Consider the following 19814-nt stretch of genomic DNA (forward strand, 5'->3'; position numbering starts at 1 on the left):
GCCTACTTTAGTAGTGAGTGACACAGCCGCCTTCGGCCGGGGGTCGAGGTCAGGGGCGAGGGGAGGGCTCCACGCCCCAGTCCCGCAGGACCGCGTCGCGGTCGGCGTCGAGGCCGGGCCCGGCCGCCGCGTCGGGTGTGAAACCGTCGAGCGTGAACGGCATCGACACCGTCCGCAGCCCGTCGCTCAGTGTGGTCAGATAGTTGTTCGCCGCGACCTGTTCGTCGTCCAGGACGTCCCCGAGACGGTTCACGGGGGCACACCACACACCGTGTTCGCGCAGCCGTTCGAGCCAGTGCCCGGCCGGGCGGGTGGCGAAGTGCCGGTCCAGTTCGACGCGCATCTCGTGCGTGTGGGCCAGCATGTCGGCGTACGTGGCGAAGCGCGGGTCGGCGACCAGGTGCTCGATCCCCGCACCGGCCACGAACGCGTCCCATGCCCGGGCGTTGACCGCGGCCACGGCGATCCACCTGCCGTCCCCGGCCCGGTACTGGTTCAGGAGCGCGTTGCGCGGGTCGGTGCGCGGCCTGCCCGTGGTCGAGGCGCCCGCGGTGTTGGCCACCGAACCGACCAGACCCATCTGCGTCCACAGCGCGCTCTGCAGGAGGGACCCGGTCACGGTCTCGCCGCGGCCGGTCCGGGCGCGGCGCAGCAGCGCGGCCAGGACGCCGCTGAACAGGTAGGTACCGGTGATCACGTCGTTCAGCGCGCCGGGCGGTGCGAACGGCTGCTCCGGGTCGGGAGACAGGGCGAACAGCATTCCGGCGTACGCCATGCCGGTCATGTCCTGCGTGAGGTCGTTGGCCCGTGGTCCGCTGGGGCCGAGCCCCGAGCCGCGGGCGTACACCAGCCGTGGGTTCGCGGCATGCAGGGAGTCCGCGTCGATGCCCAGCTTGGCGACGGTCGTGGGGCTCATGTTGGTGATGAAGACGTCGGCCCGCTCGATCATCCGGTCGAAGGTTCCCCGGTCGGCCGAAGAACCGAGGTCCAGGGCCATGGAGCGCTTGTTCCTGTTGAAGGTGGAGTAGGAGATGCTCGTCCCGGTGGTCCCGCTGCCGGCGGTGGGGGCCGTGTGCGAGCGCGTGGGGTCGCCGTTGACGCTCTCCACCTTCACGACGTCGGCCCCGAGGTCGGCGAGGAGCATGCCGGTCACGGGCCCGGCCATCCAGATCGTCATGTCGACGACACGCAGGCCGGCCAGGGGCGGCTCGCTTGCCAGGTCGGGGGAGGAGTCCATCCGTTCGCCGGACACAGCAGTTCCACCTCGCAGTCACTACGGGGGTAGGTGTCATGAGCGTAGCCGTGGCCTGCCGCTCCAAGTCAAGCTCTCTGCCTGCAACTTTCGCCTCCATGAGGACCGTCTGCGTGTATCTTTGGCCTCACTAATGACGGCGAAACGAACGGATGGGCAGTGCGGTGAAGGCTGGCGGTGACGCTGTGGTCGGGAAGCCCGGTTCCGAGTCGGAGGAGTCGGCGGCTGCCGGGCGCGCGCGCTCCGTCTCCGAGCCGATGCAGCTGACTCTGCAGGCGGCCGCCCAGATCAGGGGCCTGATCATCGAGGGGGCCCTGCTGCCGGGGCAGAAGATCCGTCAGGTCGACCTGGCCGAGCAGATCGGGGTGTCCCGCAGCCCGCTCCGCGAGGCGCTGCGCACGCTCGAGTCCGAGGGTGTCGTCACCTACGAGACCAACCGGGGCTATGTCGTGGCCCGTCTCGAGCGGTCGGACCTCGCCGAGATCTACCGGATGCGCGAGCTGCTCGAGGGGGAACTGCTCCGCTCGATCGCCAAGCCCGACAAGGCGACGCTGGACGCACTCGCGCGGTACAACGACGAGATGATCGCGGCGGTCGGTCAGGGCGACATCGCGGCGGTTCTCCGGGCCAACCGCGACTTCCACTTCACGATCTTCGAACTGTCGCCGTTGAACCAGTTCAAGCGCGAGATCCAGCGGCTGTGGCAGCTGTCCGAGGGCTATCTCGCGTGGTGGTGGCGACTGCCGCACGTGACCACCCGGATCAGCCAGGAGCACAAGCAGATCATCAAGGCGTTGCGCAAGTACGACCGCGAGGCCCTCGTCGAGCTGTTCGACGCGCACCGTGTCGGCGGCCACGAGAGTTCGCCCCTGCTGGGTCGCGCCTGACCTGTACGCCGGAGCCCGGGCGCATGTGCGCCCGGGCTCGCGCATGCCTGCCGACGTGAGCGCGGCAGCGCCCCACGTGCACCGCGGCGAACGGATGTGAGGGGGCGCCGCAACTGCCGCTGCCGTGCTTCACGGGGCGACACCCCTCCCGACGACCGCGATGAAGCCGCGGCCGGTGCCGGCGGCTGGGCCGCCGCTCGCTCGATTCCCAGCGCCCCTCCATCAGGCCCGGCCTGCCGCGAAGCGCCTTGTGAGGGGGCTGCCACGCGTCGCGGCCCGCCCGCTCCCATGCCGGAGTGCCCCCGTCGCGCCGCCACCCAGGTCTTCCTGCCTGCCAAAGTGTCGGCTAGAATGCATACATATTTGCCGACGCCATGTGTCCGTACCGGCAGCTGGGTGAGGGCGAAGACACGCTCGCCGCACGGCACTGACGTCGACGCGGGGCCCGACGACCCCTGACCTCTGACCCCTGCCATGACGGCGGGTTACCTCTGCTTCCAGCTTCAACACTCTGGAGACGAACGCAGTGACCGCACCAAAGATTGCCGCCGCTCCCCTTAAGCACCCTGGCCGTTTCTACATCGGCGGCGCGTGGGTGAAGCCGTCGACCAGTGACCTCATCGACGTCGTTCAGCCGGCCACCGAGGAGGTCTACCTCCAGGTCGCCGAGGCCAAGCCGGAGGACGTCGGCCGCGCCGTGGACGCGGCGCGCCGCGCGTTCGACGAGGGCCCGTGGCCGTACATGCGCCCCGCCGAGCGGGCCGAGTACATCCGCGCCATCGCCGAAGGGCTGCGCAAGCGGCAGTCCGAGATCGCGTACACCTGGGCGTCCGAAATGGGCATCCTGCACGGTGACGCCGTGGTCCGCGGGGCCAGGATCGCGGGGATCTACGACTTCTACGCAAACCTCGCCGACGACTTCGAATGGGTGGAGCGGCACACCCCGGCAGGTGGTGGCTACGGCTGGCTCGCACGCGAACCGGTCGGTGTCGTCGGCGCGATCGTGCCGTGGAACGCCGCGATCGTCGCCCTGTCGTTCAAGCTCGCCCCGGCGCTCATCGCGGGCTGCTCGATCGTCCTGAAGTCCTCGCCGGAGTCGCCATCGGCCGGCTACCTCCTCGCCGAGATCGCCGAGGAGGTGGGCCTGCCCGCCGGAGTCGTCAACGTCGTCACCGCGCATCGGGCCGCGTCCGAGACACTGGTGACCGACCCGGGTGTCGACAAGGTGAGTTTCACCGGCTCGACGGCGGCAGGCAAGCGCATCGCCGCCCTGTGCGCCGACCGCGTCGCTCGGGTGAACCTGGAACTCGGTGGCAAGTCGGCCGCGCTGGTCCTCGACGACTACGACCTCGAGAAGGCGGCCGCCTCGCTCGCGGACTCGACCATGGAACTGACCGGTCAGGTGTGCTCCGCCCTGACCCGTGTCATCGTCAGCAAGCACCGGCACGACGAGCTCGTCGAGGCGCTCAGCGCCGAGTTCGCCAAGGTCAAGGTCGGCGATCCCTTCGATTCCGAGAGCGACATGGGACCTGTCGCCGCGCAACGGCAGCGGGACACCATCGAGCGACTGATCGGCAAGGGACTCGAGGAGGGCGCGCGGCTGGCCGTGGGAGGCCACCGGCCGGCCGGGCTCGACAAGGGCTGGTTCATCGAGCCGACAGTGCTCGGCAATGTGGACAACCACTCGACGATCGCCCGCAACGAGGTCTTCGGCCCCGTTCTGAGCGTCATCCCGGCCGAGAACGAGGACGACCAGATCCGCGTCGCCAACGACAGCCCCTACGGTCTGAACAGCGCGGTGTTCACCGACGACGACAGCCGCGCCTGGCAGTTCGCCCGGCGCATCCGCTCGGGGACGGTGGGCCACAACGCCCATCGCAACTCGCATGCCTTCGCGTTCGGCGGCTTCAAGCAGTCGGGAATCGGCCGTGAGGGCGGCCGCGAAGGCCTCATGCCGTATTTGGAGCCCAAGGCGATCATCCTGGACCGCGAGCCCTCGGACGCCCCCTGACCGCCTCGTCCTGCCCAGGGGGCCGCCGACCCCGGGGCGGCTCTCCCGGTCGCTTTCATCCGGCGTGCGAACGCCCGCGCCCACCTGTCCGTGTCCGACCGGCGCACCCACGACCTCGCTGCCGGTACCGATAGGAGTCGACATGCATGTGATCGAAACCGCGAAGATCCCGTGGAGCCTCGTCAGCAAGGCCAACCGGCCCGGCCGGGTGCACCGCAAGCTCGTGCACGAGGGAGAGGTGTCGCCGGGCGTCGGGTACACCGCGGACCTCGTGCGCTACGAGGGCGGGCACGGCACGTTCACCGCCCCGCGGCACAAGCACAACTTCGACCAGATCCGGTACACCGTCAGCGGCCAGCCCGACTTCGGTCACTACCAGGTGTCCGCACCAGGGCAGTCGGTGTTCTTCCCGGCCGGTGCCGCATACGGTCCGGAGACGATCGAGGAAGCGGAGATCCTGCTGATCCAGTGGGGCGAGCACTGGGTCTCCCGGGCCCAGCACGACGAGACCTACGCGCAGATGCAGAAGAAGGGCGAGTTCCGGGAGGGTTACTACATCACCGTCGACGCGGACGGCGAGGAGCACCGAGCCGACGGCCGCAACGCGGTGTGGGAGACCTTCAACCAGCGCGAACTCGTCTATCCCACGCCCCGCTACCCGCAGCCAGTGATCATGGAACCGGAGGGTTTCGCCTGGCGCTCGACCGGCGGGGGCGTTTCGGCCAAGACCCTCGGCCGCTTCACCGAGGACGATGTCTACGTCGCCAACTACGCGTGGGACAAGGCCGACGGGGTCCTGGACCTCACCGCGGAGCGCACGCAACTGCTCTGGATCATCGACGGCCGGTTGACCGTGGACGATGTGGTCTACGAGCCGGGGACCGTCATCTTCTCCGAGTTCGGGGAGAAGACAGCGCTCGCCGGCACCGCGGACGCGCGCGCGGTGGTCTTCGGCCTGCCTCTGCCCGAGCCGGCCGCGGTCGCCTGAGGGCCGGTCGGTCATGCCACGACGGCGGCCCGCAGCCCCGGACTCCGGTGGGCTGCGGGCCGTGTCCTTCCCGCTGAGGCCGACCCCGGCTGCCACGACGGCCGCCGTGCGCGCTCAGTCGACCGAAGTAACCTCCGCGATCAGCGACTTGGCGCGTGCGATGCCCTGGTCGAGGAACTGGGTGTCGGCGCCGACCGCGACGAACCGGGCGCCCCTTCGCACCCACAGGCGGGCCGACGCCTCGGCCGGCGCGAAGATGCCGAACGGGAACGAGTGCCGCTCACACGCCGACGCCACCGTGTCGACGGCGGCCTTGACCGCCGGGTGGCCGAGATCGTGCAGGTGCCCCATCGATGCCGCGAGATCGGCCGGTCCGACCATGATCCCGTCGAGTCCGGGCGTCTCCAGGATGGCGTCGATGGCGGAGACCGCGTCCACGTGCTCGATCATCACGAACGCGGCGATCTCCTTGTCGGCCCGTGCGAGGTACTCCGCGCGGCCGCCGTCGAGGCGGGCCGCCCGGCGTGGCCCGAACCCGCGTACTCCGGCCGGAGGATAGCGTGTCGCGCTCACCGCCCCGGCACACTGCGCGGCGTCGTGCACGCCGGGAACGATCACGCCCTCGGCGCCCAGATCGAGTATCTGGCCGATCAGTACGGCGTCGTTCGCGCTGGGGCGGACGAACACCGTCGACGCGGAAGCGCGCAGTGCGACGAGCATGGTCTGGAGCACGTCGATCGATATCGGGGCGTGCTCCATGTCGATCAGAACGAAGTCGAAGTCGCCCGCGCCGATGGCTTCCGTGACGAAGGCGTCGGGGATGGTGAGCGACACGCCCAGGGCCGGCCGGCTCGACGACATTCGCATCTTGGTTCGGTTGTCCCGCACGAGGCACCTCTCTATGAACGTACTTCTGTATGCATAGTGCTGGGTGTTGCAGGTACCACTTGACGCTGATCTCTGGCCACCATACTGTAAATGTATGCAAAAATGAACACTGCATGGAGGGTGAACTCCCCTCCGTGGAGCGTTGATCAGCACGTTTCCCATACGGAGGCGAGTGGACTTCGATGAGCAGAGCAAGTGACTCGGACCGACTCCTCGGCCGAGCTGCGATCGTCACGGGTGGCGCACGGGGTATCGGCGCGGCCATGGCGAGGTGCTTCGTGGGCGCCGGCGCGCGGGTCCTGATCGCCGACGTCCTGGACTCCGAAGGAGCCGCACTGGCCCGCGAACTGGGGGAGCCGGCCCGCTACCTTCAGGTGGACGTCCGCGAGCGGAGCCACTGGGACAGTGCCGTCTCGCTCTGCCAGGAGGCGTTCGGGCTCCGGCCGACGGTGCTGGTCCACAACGCGGGCGTGATGACACAGGGGACGGTGGCCTCCGCCGACGCGGAGTCGCTGTGCCTGGCCGTCGGCGTCAACGTACTCGGACCGATCATCGGCACCCAGGCCTGTCTGCCCGGGATGATCGAAGCCGGCGGCGGCTCGGTGGTGGTGGTGTCGTCCATCGCCTCGATGTCCGTGGGACCGGGATTCATCCCCTACGCGGTCAGCAAGGCCGGCAACGCCGCGTACGCGCGGGCGGCGGCCCGGGAACTGGGGGAGTACGGCATCCGGGTCAACTCGCTGCACCCGGGTGGAGTCGAGACGCCGATGAACTCCGGGCCCGACTTCGCCGCACTGGACAAGGACGCCTGGTTCGGCCGGATGACGATCCCGCGGATCGGCCGGCCGGACGAGATCGCCGCGGCTGCACTGTTCCTGGCGTCCGACGACTCCAGCTTCATCACCGGCACGCAGCTCGTCGTCGACGGCGGCCAGCTGCTGGGGCCCAGAAGCGCCTGGAAGTCCTGACGCGCCCTGGCCCCTGCGGGACGCCCCGAACAGCCAGCACATCGAGAGATCGGCGATGACCAGATGACGACACTGACCAGCGACGACGTCAAGATCGAGGACCCGGACTTCTACTTCGAGGACCGGCAGGAGGTCTACTCGCGGCTGCATGCCGAGCACCCGGTCTTCTACTACGAGCCGCTCGACCTGTTCGTCCTCTCGAAGCACGAGGACATCCGGGAGGCCGCCCGTACCCCGGAGATCTTCAGCTCCGGCCGTGGGCTGCACCTGCACCAACTCCGCCTGGAACCGGAAGAGGCCGAGGCGTACGCCACCCTGTACGGCCCCGGAGAGCAGTTCGCCTACGCCGATCCGCCACGCCACGGTCAACTGCGCGGCGTCGCCTCCCGCAGTTTCGCGCCACGGGCACTCGCGCACCTGCGTGACCACGTGCAGCGGCAGGTCGACACGCTGGTCGGCGGCGTCGTACCGGGCGAGCCGTTCGACTTCGTCGAGACCATCGCGGCGACCCTGCCCATCAAGGTCGCCGAGGACTTCATCGGGCTGCCGTCCGGTCACGACAAGAAGATCCGGGGGTGGAGCGACGCGCTGGAGTCCCTGAAGCTCATTCACGGAGCGGAGAACATCCGCGAGGCCGTACGGCAGTTCCAGGAAATGAACGAGTTCTTCCGCGCTCAGTTCGAGGTCAAGCGTGCCCAGCCCGGCGAGGACCTGATCTCGACCCTGCTGGCGGCGGAGTTGGACGGCCTGCCGCTGACGGAGAGCACCCTGCTCATCTACTGCGGTCTCTTCCTCGCCGGTGGCAGCGACACGACCCGCTCGCTCCTGGCCGGCATGGCCCTGGCGCTCGCCGAGCACCCCGGGCAGACGGAGCTGCTGCGAGCCGAACCGCAGCTTCTGGGCGGTGCGATCGAGGAGTCGTTGCGCTGGACGACACCCGCGCGCGGCTTCCTGCGTACGGTGACGCAGGACACCGAGGTGCGCGGCGTCACCATCAAGGAGGGGCAGCGGGTCTATCTGCTGTTCGACGCCGGGAACCGCGACCCCGAGGTGTTCGAGGACCCCTGGACCTACGACATCCGGCGGCCGAATGCCGCCGCCCATCTGTCGTTCGGCTATGGCCCGCACCTCTGCATCGCCGCCCATCTGGCCCGCCTCGAGACGCGCCTGTTCTACGAGGCACTGCTCTCCCGCTTCTCGGTGATCGAGAAGGCGGGCGAGCCTCGTGAGATCCGTCAGCTGCTGCGCAACGGCTGGTACGAGCTGCCGTTGGTCCTGCGGTGAGCACCGCGAGGGGAGCGGCGGACGCGTGACCCAGAAGGTTCAGGCCTGACCAGTTCCAACGGAAGGAGGTCCGATGACCTACGTGGTGACGTCGGCGTGTGTCGATGTGAAGGACAGAAGCTGCATCGCGGTGTGTCCGGTCGACTGCATATACGAGGGCGGACGGATGATGTACATCCATCCCGACGAATGCATCGAGTGCGGCGCCTGCGAGGAGGCGTGCCCGATGTCCGCGATCCTGTACTCGGAGGACCTGAGCGACGACAACCGCGCGTTCCTGACCGCGAACGCGTCGTTCTTCGACGACATCGGATCACCCAGGGGCGCCAAGAAGTTCGGCCCGTCCACCCATGACGCGGACATCGTCGCCGGGACCGAGGCCCAGGGCGAGGACCGATGAGCGGTGCCGCCTTTCACGTGGCCGTCGTGGGTTCCGGGCCCTCGGGCGCGTATGTCGCCCAGGAGCTGTCCGAACAGGCCGGCCTGAACGCCGTCGTCGACGTCTACGAGCGACTGCCCGTGCCGTTCGGGCTGGTGCGCTACGGCGTCGCCCCGGATCACCAGCGGATCAAGTCGATCGTCGGCTCGCTCGCGGAGATATTCGCCCACCCGCGCGTGCGTTTCCTCGGAAACGTACGGGTGGGCACGGACATCACGTTCGACGAGCTGCGCCGGCGCTACGACGCCGTCGTGGTCGCCTGCGGGGCGAGCGCGGACCGCCGCCTGTCGATCCCGGGCGAGGACCTGCCGGGGGTGGCTTCGGCGACCGACTTCGTCGCCTGGTACAGCGGACATCCCGACGCCGCGGTGGACCGCTTCGCGCTGACGGCCGAGTCCGCCGTGATCATCGGGGTGGGCAACGTGGCCCTGGACGTGGCCCGGATGCTCTGCCGCACCTCTGACGAACTGCGCCGCACCGATGTGCCCCAGCATGTGGTGGACGTGCTGGCGGCCAGCACGGTCCGCGAGATCCTCGTGGTGGGGCGCCGCGGCCCGGCGCACGCCAAGTTCAGCAACAAGGAACTCGGTGAACTCCGGGAGTTGTCCGATACAGAGGTCCTGGTCGACCCGGACGACCTGGCGGACGACCGGGCCGCCGGTGGACCCGCGCAGGAGAGTCCGTCCACTCGTCGGATGCTGGCGACGCTGCGTGGATACGCCGCCGGCACACCGGCGGGAACGCCCCGCCGAACCGTGCGCTTCGCCTTTTTCCGCACCCCGGTCGCGTTCGTGGGCGAGGACTGCGCCCGCGGTCTGCGGGTGATCCGCCGTGGTCCGGGGCGGGCGGAGGCCGACGAGGTGCTTCCCGCGCAGTTCTTCGTCCGCTCGGTGGGCTATCGGGGCCTGGCCCTGCCCGGCCTGCCGTTCCAGCCGGACACCGGGACCGTCCCGCACACCGAGGGCCGGGTCATGGACGGCACCGAACAACTCGCCGGCGTGTATGTCGCAGGCTGGATCAAGCGGGGGCCGAGCGGCGTCATCGGCACGAACAAGCAGGACGCCGTCGCGACCGTCGCCGCGATCACGGAGGATCGGGCGCGGGCCGCGAAGCCGCCTCGGCAGGCGTTCCAGGATCCTGTCGGCCTGCTTCGAGAACGCGGCATCGATGTCGTGGAGTGGTCCGCGTGGCAGCGCATTGACGCCGCGGAGGAGATCGCGGGGCGGCCACTGGGCCGAGGGCGGGTCAAGCTGCACGAGCGCGGCAGGATGCTCTCCGTCGCATCCGCACGGTGAACGGCCGGGAGATCCCGGACGCTTGGATCCCAGAACTGATACAGTTTTGAATGCAAAAATGTCTATCCAGATGGAGGGCTGTGGCATGTCTGTGACCACCGTGGACGCGCGTTCCGCGCTTCTCGTCGTCGATCTTCAGGAAGGCACAGTGGGGCTGCCGACCGTGCATCCGGCCTCGGAGGTGGTGGGTCGCGCGGCCGAGCTGGCCGCCGTCTTCCGCTCGTACGGGCTGCCGGTTGTGCTGATCAACGTCGCGGGCGGCGCCCCGGGCCGCAATGAGCTGCCCAAGTCCAGGTCGGCTCCCGCGCCGAACTGGACGGATCTCGTTCCGCAGATGAAGGCCGAGGCCGGCGACCACGTCGTCACCAAGAAGACCTGGGACGCCTTCCCCGGCACGGACCTGGACACCTACCTGAGGTCGCAGAACGTGACCCAGGTCGTTCTGGCCGGAATCGCGACGAGCATCGGGGTCGAGTCCACCGCGCGATCGGCGTACGCGCTCGGATACCACGTGACCCTGGCGACCGACGCGATGACCGACCTCGATCCCGAGACGCACACCAACGCTGTCGAGCGCGTCTTCCCGAAGCTGGGAGAGACGGGGACCACCGAGGAGATCATCGGTCTGGTGAAGAGCTCCCGCTGAACCCGTCCCAGCCTGCTCTGGAACGATCACCGCGGTCGTCGCCGACCCGGAGCGCGTATCGTGTGGTGCCCTGGGCCGGAGCCGGAGGTCCGCCCGGGGGAGGGAGGGCCCGTGGAGCAGGCCACCAGCACGCGAGCGGACGCACCTGGCAGGATCGGGAGGCCCCGTGCCACCTCTCGCACCGACCTGGAACGCATCGGCTTCGAGCTGTTCTCCTCCCAGGGGTTCGACAGCACGACGGTGGAAGACATCGCCGGCGCCGCCGGTATCGGGCGCCGTACCTTCTTCCGCTATTTCGGCTCCAAGAACGACCTGGTCTGGGGTGACTTCGAGAACCAGCTGGCGGGACTGCGCAGACTGCTCGACGCCGGCGACCCGGACGTCCCCTTCGCGGACGCGCTGCGTGCGGCGGTCGTCGAGTTCAACCGGTTCGACCCCGAGGAAGTGCCGTGGCACCGGCAACGGATGCAGCTCATCCTCACCGTGCCGACGCTCCAGGCTGACGCCACACTGCGGTACAACGCGTGGCGTGCCATCGTGACCGAGTTCGTGGCGACACGCACCGGTCTGTCGACGTCCGATCTGCTGCCGCGGCTCGTCGGCTACGCCTCCCTGGCCGCCGCAATCGCCGCCTACGAGCACTGGCTCGCCGACGAACGGCAACTTCTCGCGCCGCTGATCGACGCGACGTTCCGTCAACTGGCTGGCGGGTGGGACTCGGTGATCCACCTTCAGGGCTGATCCGCCGGCCACGGGCCGTAGCGGTGCGGCGCGGTGTCACGCCGGCACCCGGCGTGCGGTGCGCGGCGCACGCCTGTGGCGGCTGCCGGTTCAGCCGGGAACGTCAGCGCATTTCGCGGCGGATGGCGTCCGCGACCACCTCGCCCACCAGGACGGCCGTCGCGGCGGGACCGCGCAAGGGAGCGTCCGGGAGGATCGAGGTGTCGGCGACGCGGAGCGCGCGGATGCCGTGAAGTCGTCCGTACTGGTCGACGGCGGCTCGGCCGGGGTCGTCGGCGGGACCCATCGGCACGGTGCCACAGGTGTGCTGCGCGGTGCCGAGGTTGTCGGCGACCCACCGGTCGAGCGCCCCGTCCGCCGCCAGCACGTCAGGGGCCGGGCCGGCCCGGTCGGCGGCGAGATCCGCCATGGGCGGTGACGCCAGCAGCGCGGCCGTGGCGCGCACTCCCTCGCGCAGCCGGCGTCGGTCGTCCGGTGTGCTGAGGAACCCGTAGTCGATGCGCGGCGGCGTGGCGGGATCCGGGCCGACCAGGCTCAGCCGACCGGTACGCCGCGGCGCCTGCGCGGCGACCAGGAACGGCAGCGGTTGTCCCGACACACTGGTCCGGCCGCTGGTCAACCCCCTCATCGGCACGAGGGACTGGAGTATCTCCAGGTCACCGGGGCCGTCGCGGCCGCCGGACTCGCCGACGCCCGAGGCCAGATGAAGGCACCCGCCGAACCAGGATCCCTGCGGTGCGGGTGGGTCGTGGCGGAGCGTCCAGTCGAGGACCACCTGAGGGTGGTCGCTCAGACGCGCACCGACGGCGGGCATGTCGCGGACCACGGGTATGCCGAGCCGCTCCAGGTCGGCGCGCGGACCGATGCCCGACAGAAGCAGCAACTGGGGGGAGCCGATGGCCCCGGCGCTCAGCACGACCTCGCCCGCGCGGACCAGGGTGCCGTCGACCAGCACCACGCCGACGGCGCGGCCGTGTGCCACCGCGACCCGAACGACGGGACTTCCGCCCCGTACGGTGAGATTGGGCCGGGCACGGACCTTCGGCGGCAGGTAGTTCAGGGCGCTGTTGCGGCGTACGCCGTCCACGGAGTTGGTGGGTACCGGTCCGAAGCCGGGCGCCGCGTCGAGGTCGTTCTTGTCCGGCTCCACGGCGTATCCGCATGTGCGCGCCGCGTCGCGGAAGGCCCTGGCCGCGGGGTGGTCCGTCCTCACACGCCGGACCCGCACGGGGCCCTGACCGCCGTGCATGGGTCCGGAGCCGAGGTCGAGGTCGTTCTCCAGCGCGCGCAGGAAGGGCAGGACCCGGTCGTAGGCCCAGGCGGGGTTGCCCCTGGCGGACCAGCGGTCGAAGTCCTGGCGGCGGGCGCGCACGAAGTACCCGCCGTTGACGGTGGTGGAGCCGCCGAGCACGCGGCCGCGGGGCACCGCCCACGGGCGCCCGGGGGTCAGCTGGACGGGATAGACGCAGGTGCCGGGGTGATCCGGCTGAGCACCGGGGACCAGCCGTGCGTCGAGCAGTCGGTGGCCGAACTCCTCTTCGGTCGCCGGGGCGGGGCCCGCCTCCAGCAGCAGGACGGTGCGGTCGGGATCCTCGCTCAGGCGGGCGGCCAGCACCGCACCCGCGGCGCCCGCACCGACCACGAGCACATCGTGAGATGCGCCGGACAAGGGTCCCGAGCTCACAGGGGAGGCCCGGCGTGGACGAGCAGGCGGATCTCTGTCATGGCTCAGGGATCAAAGCCGAGTCCCGGCACGAGCGCAAGCCCCTGGACGGCCCACCGCGATGCGCCGGCGCCTGCGGCAGTGCCGGACACCGGCCCGGCTCGCGGGAAGTTCACGCAGGCCGGAGGCGTATCGGCGGTGCACCGACCGCCTCCTCAGGTGCAGTTGCACGCCGATGGCTTCCTTTTGGCACCATGTGCCGTTACTCTCCTGGCTACAAGCAGGGAGCCGCCCGCTGTTCTCCTTCGGCCCGGCACGTGAACGGTCCGTGACAGGCGCCAGTTGCCGCCCGCCGATTCCGACGGCGGTTGCCCTTCCCTTCCGCTCCGCCCCCACACGCTCCGGCACGAGTCTGCCGGAGCCAAGCCCTGGGAGGACCGCATGAACGAGTTCGACACCGTTCCCGCCGACGAGCAGGCCACCGAGGTCGAGCCCGAGGCCCTGGTCGAGACGGACACGCTGATCGAGGAGGTCTCGATCGACGGCATGTGCGGCGTCTACTAGACCGCCGGGACGACCCATGAACCCGATCGACTCCCCGATCGACCTGGATCGCGCCTGGGACCTGCACCCGCAGGTCTCGGTGCGGCCCGAACCCTTCGGCGCACTGCTCTACCACTTCGGCACCCGCAAGCTCACCTTCCTCAAGGACCCCCGTCTGCTCGCCACCGTCCAGGCACTGGCCACCGCGCCCACCGCGCGGGCCGCCTGCTCGGCCGCCGCGGTCAGGGAGAGCGAACTGCCCGGCTTCGGGCGAGCGCTGGCCGCGCTGGCCCGCTCCTCGATGGTCGTCGAAAGGAGTACGTCATGACTGCCCGAACACCCCGGTCGACGGTGGCACCGGCGCCCCGGCCGGCGCAGGCGGCGCGGCCGGCCGGGAGCCGCCTGGTCGATCTCTTCGAATACGGCCTGGCCGCCCCCATCTGCCTGACCTGGGAACTTACCTACGCCTGCAATCTGTCCTGCACCCACTGTCTGTCCAGCTCGGGGCGGCGTGACCCGCGTGAGCTGACCACCGCCGAGGCCAAGGCCGTCATCGACGAGCTGGAGGCCATGCAGGTCTTCTACGTCAACATCGGCGGCGGCGAACCCACCGTCCGCGCCGACTTCTTCGAGCTCCTCGACTACGCCACCGCCCACCACGTCGGCGTCAAGTTCTCCACCAACGGCGTACGGATCACTCCCGAGGTGGCCCGCCGCCTGGCCGCCAACGACTACGTGGACGTCCAGATCTCCCTCGACGGGGCAACCCCCGAGGTCAACGACGCGGTGCGCGGAACGGGTTCGTACGACACCGCGCTGCGCGCCATGCGGAACCTCGCCGACGCCGGGATGAAGAACTTCAAGCTCTCCGTTGTCTGCACCCGCCACAACATCCCGCAGATGGACCAGTTCAAGGCCATCGCCGACCGCTACGGCGCACAGCTGCGGCTCACCCGGCTGCGCCCCTCCGGGCGCGGTGCGGATGTGTGGGACGAACTGCACCCCACCCAGGCCCAGCAGCGCGAGCTGTACGACTGGCTGGTGGCCCACGGCGACCAGGTCCTGACCGGGGACTCGTTCTTCCACCTGTCCGCCTACGGCCAGGCCCTGCCGGGACTGAACCTGTGCGGCGCCGGCCGGGTGGTCTGCCTGATCGACCCGGTCGGCGACGTCTACGCCTGCCCGTTCGCGATCCATGACGAGTTCCTGGCCGGCAACGTGCGCGAGGACGGCGGCTTCGCCCGCGTGTGGCGCGAGTCCGAACTCTTCCTCGACCTGCGGGAGCCGCAGAGCGGCGGGGCGTGCGCCTCCTGTTCCTTCTACGACACCTGCAAGGGCGGCTGCATGGCCGCCAAGTTCTTCACCGGTCTGCCGTTGGACGGCCCCGATCCCGAGTGCGTCCGTGGCTACGGGGAGCAGCTGCTCGCGCAGCGCCCCGAAGGGCGCGGTCACCTTCCCAGGCCGGCCGTCGACCACACCCATCGCACCGCACCCGCGCGGCGCCGAGGCCCGGTCGACCTGGTGCTGACCCGCCGCCAGGATGCCGACCGGCCGCCGGTCAGCGCCTGTGCCGAGGACCCGCTGGCCGGACTGAGCTTCACATGACGCCGTGCCCCGGGGTGTTCGCGGTACCCGCGTCCGACGTCCAGCAGATCCCGTCCGTATAACAGTCCTTCGCAAGGGAGAGTCGCCGTATGGGCAGGAATCCCTGGTTCGAGACGGTCGCGGAAGCCCAGCGCCGCGCCAAGAAGTACCTCCCCAGCACCGTGTACGACGCCCTCGTGGCCGGCTCGGAACGGGGCCGGACCATCGACGACAACCTGGGGGCCTTCGCCGAACTGGGCTTCGCGCCCCGGGTCGCGGGCCACCACGCCGAGCGTGACCTGACCACCACCGTGCTGGGCGTGGAGACGTCCATGCCGGTGGTGATCTCACCGACCGGCGTCCAGGCCGTCCACCCCGACGGCGAGGTCGCCGTGGCCCGCGCGGCGGCGAACCGCGGGGTGATCATGGGGCTGAGCTCGTTCGCCTCCAAACCGGTGGAGGAGGTCACCGCGGCCAACGCGAACACCTTCTACCAGATGTACTGGACCGGCACCCGCGAGAGTATGAGCCTGCGCATGGAACGGGCCCGCGCCGCCGGTGCGAAGGCCCTGATCGCCACCCTCGACTGGTCCTTCTCCATGGGCCGTGACTGGGGCAGCCCGCAGATACCGGAGTCGATCGACTTCAAGACGGCGATGAAGCTGGCGCCCGACGTGATCACCCGGCCACGCTGGCTGTGGTCCTTCGCCAGAACCGGCCGGATACCCGACCTGACCACCCCGAACCTCCAGCCGCCGGGCGGCAGCGCTCCCACCTTCTTCGGCGCCTACTACGAATGGATGCAGACCCCTCCGCCCAGCTGGGACGACGTCAAGTGGATGCGCGAGGAGTGGGGCGGCCCCTTCCTCCTCAAGGGCGTCACCCGGGTCGACGACGCCAAACGCGCCGTGGACGCCGGCGTCTCCGCCGTCTCCGTCTCCAACCACGGAGGCAACAACCTGGACACCACTCCCGCGACCATCCGGATCCTGCCCTCCGTCGTGGAAGCCGTCGGCACCGACATAGAGGTACTCCTCGACGGCGGTGTCCGCCGCGGCGGCGACGTGGCCAAGGCACTGGCCCTCGGCGCCCGGGCCGTCCTGATCGGCCGCGCCTACCTGTGGGGCCTCGGCGCCAACGGCCAGGCCGGTGTGGAGAACGTACTGGACCTGTTGCGCGGCGGGCTCGACTCCGCCGTCCTGGGGCTGGGCCGAGCCTCGGTCCACGAGCTGTGCCCCGATGACCTGGTCATCCCCGAGGGCTTCACCCGCACTCTCGGCACAAGCGGTTGACATGCCAGGTCAGCCGGCCCGCGGAGGGAACGAGTTGGGGCGAGCAGTGTGGCCGGAGATCACCGGAGCACCGCTGGTGGTCGTCGCCGTGGGGTCGACCGAACAGCACGGGCCGCACCTGCCGCTGGACACCGACACCGTCGTGGCCACCGCGGTGGCCCGGGCGGCCGTCCAACGGCTGGCGGACGGGGACCGAACAGAGGAGCGTTCCGGTGCGCGGGTGCTGCTGGCACCCACACTCGCCTTCGGCGCGAGCGGTGAGCACGCCCACTTTCCCGGCACCGTGTCCATCGGTCACGAGGCACTGCGGACGGTGCTGATCGAGATGGTGCGGTCGCTGTCGCTGTGGGCCGGACGGTGCGTGTTCGTCAACGGCCACGGCGGCAACGTGGCCACCCTCGACGCGGCTGTGTCCCAGCTGCGTGCCGAGGGACACGACAGCGCCTGGCTCGGCTGCGGCGTCCCCGGCGCAGACGCGCACGCCGGGCGCACCGAGACGTCGCTCATGCTCCACCTGGCCCCCGACGACGTACGTCTCGACGCCGCCGTACCCGGAGACACCCGACCGATCGCCCAGCTCATGCCGGAGCTGACGGCGCGCGGTGTCCGGGCCGTCGCACCGAACGGCGTCCTCGGCGACCCCACCGGCGCCACCGCGCAGGAGGGCCGTGTCCTGCTGCGCACCCTGGCGGACAACGCCGTCCGGCGCATCCAGGCGTGGCGGCCCGACCCGCGCGGGCGACTCGGCGAGCCCCCGGCGGCCGCGCGGACGCCGGCCACGGCCCGGCGGACGGCCGCGCACGGCCCGGCGTCAGCGGCCCCCGGCACCCGCGCCGCCACGAACGACTCCGCCCCAGAACGGCTGGCCCCATGACCCTCCCCAACGGTTTCACCGTCACCCTCGACCGAGGCACCCGGATCCTCGATGACGGCGGGGCCCTGCTGGGCGGACAGCCCACCCGGCTGCTGCGGCTCACCCCGCGGGCCCGGGCCCTGCTGTCCGGCCGCAGCCTGTGCGTGCGGGACGCGGCGAGTGCGTTCCTGGCGGACCGGCTGCTGGCGAACGGCATGGCCAACCCCCAGCTCACCGCAGTGGCCGACCCCGCCCTGGCGGGGGAGAGCGCGCCCTCGTACACGTACGTCATCCCGGTACGGGATCGGCCCGGGCAACTGGGGCGGCTGCTCACCTGCATACCGTCCGGCAGCCCGGTCATCGTCGTCGACGACGCCTCCCTCGCCCCGGAACGGGTGGCCGAAGTGGCCGCCGAACACGGCGCACGCCTGCTGACGTTGCCCGTCAACGTCGGGCCGGCCGGTGCGCGCAATGCCGGACTGCGTCAGGTGACGACCTCGCACGTCGTCTTCGTGGACTCCGACATCGTGCTGCCCGCCGAGACCGTGCCCGTACTGATGCGGCACTTCGCCGATCCGTCCGTCGCCATGGTCGTCCCCCGCATCACGGCGCTGACCACTGACTCCGCCGGCGGCTGGATCAGCCGTTACGAACACGCCCGTTCCTCCCTCGACCTGGGCACGCACCCCGCGTCGGTGCGCCCCGGCAGCCCCGTCTCGTGGGTTCCCAGCGCCTGTCTGGTGGCACACGCCGGGACACTGCTGGACATCGGTGGCTTCGACGAGTCCCTGCGGGTCGGCGAGGACGTCGACCTGTGCTGGCGGCTGATCGAGAGCGGGCGACGTATCCGCTACGAGCCCGCCGTGCATGCCGCCCACGAGCATCGGGCGCAGGTCGTCGACTGGTTCCGGCGCAAGGCCGACTACGGCACCGGTGCGCACCCGCTCGCCGTGCGCCACCCCCGCGACACCGCCACGGCCGTGCTCGCCCCGTGGAGCGCGGCCCTGGTGGTCACGGTCGCGGCGCAGCGCCGCTGGTCCCTGCCGGTGGCCGCGGCCCTGTGGACGACGGCGACCCTGCGCGTCGCGCGCACCCTCGACGGCACCGCACACCCGCTGCGCGAGGCCGCCCGGCTGACCGGCGGCGGAGCCGTCAACGCCCTCGCCCAGGGCGGCGCGTTGCTCACCCGGCACTGGTGGCCGGCGACTGCGGCCGGATGCCTGGTCTCCCGTCGCGTCCGCCGCGCCGCCGCGGTGGCGGCCGTCGCGGACGTGGCCCTGGAGTACCGGGGCCACAGCACCGGTGGACTCGGCCCCCTGCGCTACGCCGTCGCCCGCCGCCTCGACGACCTTGCCTACGGCACCGGAGTCTGGCTCTCCGCCGTCCGGGGCCGCTCCACCGCCGCCCTCCGTCCTCGCATCGCGGTACGCGCCCGCCGACCGGGACGGTGATGCCCTCACCCGGGCCCAGGAACACGGCGATCGCCGAGGCCGACGGCGAGTTGGTCGCGGCTTGGGGGACTTGTTCAAGGGGTGGGCTGCCATGCCCGATTCGATGCTGACGGTGAGTGTTCCCGACGGAGCCGCACGCGCCGCACTCGGTGCGCTGCCGGGTGATGTCCGGGTGATCGTGTGGGACGGCGTCGGTGAGATCCCGGCCCAGGGTGAGGAGATCGAGTTCTTCGTCGGCCGCTTCAGCACGCGACCGAGCCGCGAAACGCTGGAGTCCCTTCCCCGGCTCCGGGTCGTGCAACTGGTTTCGGCGGGATTCGATTCGTGGCTCTCCCTGGTGCCCGAGGGCGTCCTCCTGTGCAACGGGCGTGGCGTACACGGGCGATCGACCGCGGAGCTCGCGGTCGGCGGGATGATCGCGATGCTGCGGGACATCGTTCCGTTCGCCATGGCGCAGCGGGAGCACCGCTGGGAGCAGCGGTTCACCGAGGGACTGGACGGCCGGCGCGTGATGGTCATCGGCGCGGGCGACATCGGGACGCGCATCGCCACCGCTGTCCGCCTGTTCGGCGCCGAGGTCACGGTCGTCGCCCGGCGCGCGCGGCCGGGCGTCCGTGCCGTCGCCGAGCTGCGGCAGCTGCTGCCCGGGCAGGACGTGGTGGTACTCGCGGTGCCGCACACCGACGACACGCACCATCTGGTCGACGCCGGTTTCCTCGCCGCACTGCGTGACGACGCGCTGCTGGTGAATGTCTCACGCGGCGCGGTGGTGGACACCGAGGCGCTCGTCGCCGAAGTGCTCGGCCGGCGGATCCGGGCGTTCCTGGATGTCACCGACCCTGAGCCACTTCCCGTCGGCCACCCCTTGTGGGACGCGCCGAACGTACTCATCACGCCGCACGTCGGCACGATCCGCGGCTGGGAGGAGCGTGCCTACCGGCTCGTGCGCGAACAGATTCTGCGCCTGCGCGACGGGCGCGAGCTGGTGAACGAAGTCGGGAAGCGCTCCTGACCGAGCGAGCGCCGCGG

The 19814-nt window shown here is 70.7% G+C and carries 19 protein-coding genes; 16 read left to right on the plus strand and 3 right to left on the minus strand.

The window, feature by feature from the left end:
* Positions 1–49: 49 nt before the first annotated feature.
* Positions 50–1252 carry a CoA transferase gene (locus AB0D59_RS20290; RefSeq protein WP_362566901.1) on the minus strand — a complete coding sequence of 401 codons (1203 nt, stop codon included), beginning with the start codon at positions 1250–1252 and terminating at the stop codon, positions 50–52.
* A 257-nt stretch (positions 1253–1509) separates the two neighbouring features.
* Between AB0D59_RS20290 and AB0D59_RS20295 the strand changes: the two genes are divergently transcribed.
* The 3 genes from AB0D59_RS20295 (at position 1510) to AB0D59_RS20305 (ending at position 5138) form a co-directional block, all read left to right on the plus strand.
* Positions 1510–2139: a GntR family transcriptional regulator gene (locus tag AB0D59_RS20295; RefSeq protein ID WP_362566904.1), complete on the plus strand. Its 630-nt coding sequence runs from the start codon at positions 1510–1512 to the stop codon at positions 2137–2139.
* A gap of 526 nt (positions 2140–2665) precedes the next feature.
* Positions 2666–4150: an aldehyde dehydrogenase gene (locus AB0D59_RS20300; RefSeq protein WP_362566906.1), complete on the plus strand. Its 1485-nt coding sequence runs from the start codon at positions 2666–2668 to the stop codon at positions 4148–4150.
* A 142-nt stretch (positions 4151–4292) separates the two neighbouring features.
* Entirely contained in the window at positions 4293–5138 is an 846-nt protein-coding gene (locus AB0D59_RS20305) for a hypothetical protein (protein WP_362566909.1), read from the plus strand.
* A gap of 114 nt (positions 5139–5252) precedes the next feature.
* On the opposite strand, the gene AB0D59_RS20310 is transcribed toward AB0D59_RS20305, so the two are convergent.
* Positions 5253–5999: an aldolase/citrate lyase family protein gene (locus tag AB0D59_RS20310; protein WP_362566911.1), complete on the minus strand. Its 747-nt coding sequence runs from the start codon at positions 5997–5999 to the stop codon at positions 5253–5255.
* A gap of 209 nt (positions 6000–6208) precedes the next feature.
* Between AB0D59_RS20310 and AB0D59_RS20315 the strand changes: the two genes are divergently transcribed.
* The 6 genes from AB0D59_RS20315 (at position 6209) to mftR (ending at position 11399) form a co-directional block, all read left to right on the plus strand.
* The gene (locus AB0D59_RS20315; protein WP_362566913.1) at positions 6209–6994 is read left to right on the plus strand and encodes an SDR family oxidoreductase; all 786 of its coding nucleotides are present in this window, start codon (positions 6209–6211) and stop codon (positions 6992–6994) included.
* Positions 6995–7057: 63 nt separating this feature from the next.
* Positions 7058–8278: a cytochrome P450 gene (locus AB0D59_RS20320; protein WP_362566916.1), complete on the plus strand. Its 1221-nt coding sequence runs from the start codon at positions 7058–7060 to the stop codon at positions 8276–8278.
* 73 nt (positions 8279–8351) lie between these two features.
* Complete coding sequence (gene fdxA / locus AB0D59_RS20325; protein ID WP_362566918.1) at positions 8352–8678, plus strand: ferredoxin; 327 nt, start codon at positions 8352–8354, stop codon at positions 8676–8678.
* Complete coding sequence (locus tag AB0D59_RS20330) at positions 8675–10012, plus strand: FAD-dependent oxidoreductase (RefSeq protein ID WP_362566921.1); 1338 nt, start codon at positions 8675–8677, stop codon at positions 10010–10012. Before fdxA ends, AB0D59_RS20330 begins: the two co-directional genes overlap by 4 nt.
* 85 nt (positions 10013–10097) lie before the next feature.
* Entirely contained in the window at positions 10098–10658 is a 561-nt protein-coding gene (locus tag AB0D59_RS20335) for an isochorismatase family protein (protein WP_362566923.1), read from the plus strand.
* A gap of 111 nt (positions 10659–10769) precedes the next feature.
* Positions 10770–11399 carry a mycofactocin system transcriptional regulator gene (mftR, locus tag AB0D59_RS20340; RefSeq protein WP_362566926.1) on the plus strand — a complete coding sequence of 210 codons (630 nt, stop codon included), beginning with the start codon at positions 10770–10772 and terminating at the stop codon, positions 11397–11399.
* A gap of 103 nt (positions 11400–11502) precedes the next feature.
* On the opposite strand, the gene mftG is transcribed toward mftR, so the two are convergent.
* A complete protein-coding gene (mftG, locus tag AB0D59_RS20345; protein WP_362566928.1) occupies positions 11503–13041 on the minus strand; it encodes a mycofactocin system GMC family oxidoreductase MftG in 1539 nt (512 codons plus the stop codon).
* 462 nt (positions 13042–13503) lie between these two features.
* On the opposite strand from mftG, the gene mftA reads away from it, so the two are divergent.
* The 7 genes from mftA (at position 13504) to AB0D59_RS20380 (ending at position 19797) form a co-directional block, all read left to right on the plus strand.
* A complete protein-coding gene (gene mftA / locus AB0D59_RS20350; protein WP_362566931.1) occupies positions 13504–13626 on the plus strand; it encodes a mycofactocin precursor MftA in 123 nt (40 codons plus the stop codon).
* Positions 13627–13642: 16 nt separating this feature from the next.
* Positions 13643–13933 carry a mycofactocin biosynthesis chaperone MftB gene (gene mftB / locus AB0D59_RS20355; protein WP_362566934.1) on the plus strand — a complete coding sequence of 97 codons (291 nt, stop codon included), beginning with the start codon at positions 13643–13645 and terminating at the stop codon, positions 13931–13933.
* Positions 13930–15210 (plus strand): mycofactocin radical SAM maturase, encoded by a 1281-nt coding sequence (gene mftC / locus AB0D59_RS20360; protein WP_362566937.1) that lies wholly within the window; start codon positions 13930–13932, stop codon positions 15208–15210. The genes mftB and mftC overlap by 4 nt, the downstream gene beginning before the upstream one ends.
* Before the next feature lie 89 nt (positions 15211–15299).
* Complete coding sequence (mftD, locus tag AB0D59_RS20365) at positions 15300–16481, plus strand: pre-mycofactocin synthase MftD (protein ID WP_362566940.1); 1182 nt, start codon at positions 15300–15302, stop codon at positions 16479–16481.
* A 34-nt stretch (positions 16482–16515) separates the two neighbouring features.
* Positions 16516–17355: a mycofactocin biosynthesis peptidyl-dipeptidase MftE gene (gene mftE, locus AB0D59_RS20370; RefSeq protein ID WP_362566943.1), complete on the plus strand. Its 840-nt coding sequence runs from the start codon at positions 16516–16518 to the stop codon at positions 17353–17355.
* The gene (gene mftF / locus AB0D59_RS20375; RefSeq protein ID WP_362566946.1) at positions 17352–18785 is read left to right on the plus strand and encodes a mycofactocin biosynthesis glycosyltransferase MftF; all 1434 of its coding nucleotides are present in this window, start codon (positions 17352–17354) and stop codon (positions 18783–18785) included. Before mftE ends, mftF begins: the two co-directional genes overlap by 4 nt.
* A gap of 91 nt (positions 18786–18876) precedes the next feature.
* Positions 18877–19797: a 2-hydroxyacid dehydrogenase gene (locus tag AB0D59_RS20380; protein WP_362566949.1), complete on the plus strand. Its 921-nt coding sequence runs from the start codon at positions 18877–18879 to the stop codon at positions 19795–19797.
* The last annotated feature ends 17 nt before the right edge of the window (positions 19798–19814 follow it).

Origin of the sequence: Streptomyces sp. NPDC048417 (assembly GCF_040651615.1) — a bacterium.
Taxonomy (GTDB): domain Bacteria; phylum Actinomycetota; class Actinomycetes; order Streptomycetales; family Streptomycetaceae; genus Streptomyces.

What these genes read in the sequence shown, in the direction of transcription:
- mftF (WP_362566946.1), top strand. Translation starts at nt 17,352, where the DNA reads ATGACCCTCCCCAACGGTTTCACCGTCACCCTCGACCGAGGCACCCGG.
- AB0D59_RS20380 (WP_362566949.1), top strand. Translation starts at nt 18,877, where the DNA reads ATGCCCGATTCGATGCTGACGGTGAGTGTTCCCGACGGAGCCGCACGC.
- AB0D59_RS20320 (WP_362566916.1), top strand. Translation starts at nt 7,058, where the DNA reads ATGACGACACTGACCAGCGACGACGTCAAGATCGAGGACCCGGACTTC.
- mftC (WP_362566937.1), top strand. Translation starts at nt 13,930, where the DNA reads ATGACTGCCCGAACACCCCGGTCGACGGTGGCACCGGCGCCCCGGCCG.
- AB0D59_RS20310 (WP_362566911.1), bottom strand. Translation starts at nt 5,999, where the DNA reads ATGTCGTCGAGCCGGCCGGCCCTGGGCGTGTCGCTCACCATCCCCGAC.
- fdxA (WP_362566918.1), top strand. Translation starts at nt 8,352, where the DNA reads ATGACCTACGTGGTGACGTCGGCGTGTGTCGATGTGAAGGACAGAAGC.
- mftD (WP_362566940.1), top strand. Translation starts at nt 15,300, where the DNA reads ATGGGCAGGAATCCCTGGTTCGAGACGGTCGCGGAAGCCCAGCGCCGC.
- AB0D59_RS20305 (WP_362566909.1), top strand. Translation starts at nt 4,293, where the DNA reads ATGCATGTGATCGAAACCGCGAAGATCCCGTGGAGCCTCGTCAGCAAG.
- AB0D59_RS20330 (WP_362566921.1), top strand. Translation starts at nt 8,675, where the DNA reads ATGAGCGGTGCCGCCTTTCACGTGGCCGTCGTGGGTTCCGGGCCCTCG.
- AB0D59_RS20335 (WP_362566923.1), top strand. Translation starts at nt 10,098, where the DNA reads ATGTCTGTGACCACCGTGGACGCGCGTTCCGCGCTTCTCGTCGTCGAT.
- AB0D59_RS20315 (WP_362566913.1), top strand. Translation starts at nt 6,209, where the DNA reads ATGAGCAGAGCAAGTGACTCGGACCGACTCCTCGGCCGAGCTGCGATC.
- mftA (WP_362566931.1), top strand. Translation starts at nt 13,504, where the DNA reads ATGAACGAGTTCGACACCGTTCCCGCCGACGAGCAGGCCACCGAGGTC.
- AB0D59_RS20295 (WP_362566904.1), top strand. Translation starts at nt 1,510, where the DNA reads ATGCAGCTGACTCTGCAGGCGGCCGCCCAGATCAGGGGCCTGATCATC.
- mftB (WP_362566934.1), top strand. Translation starts at nt 13,643, where the DNA reads ATGAACCCGATCGACTCCCCGATCGACCTGGATCGCGCCTGGGACCTG.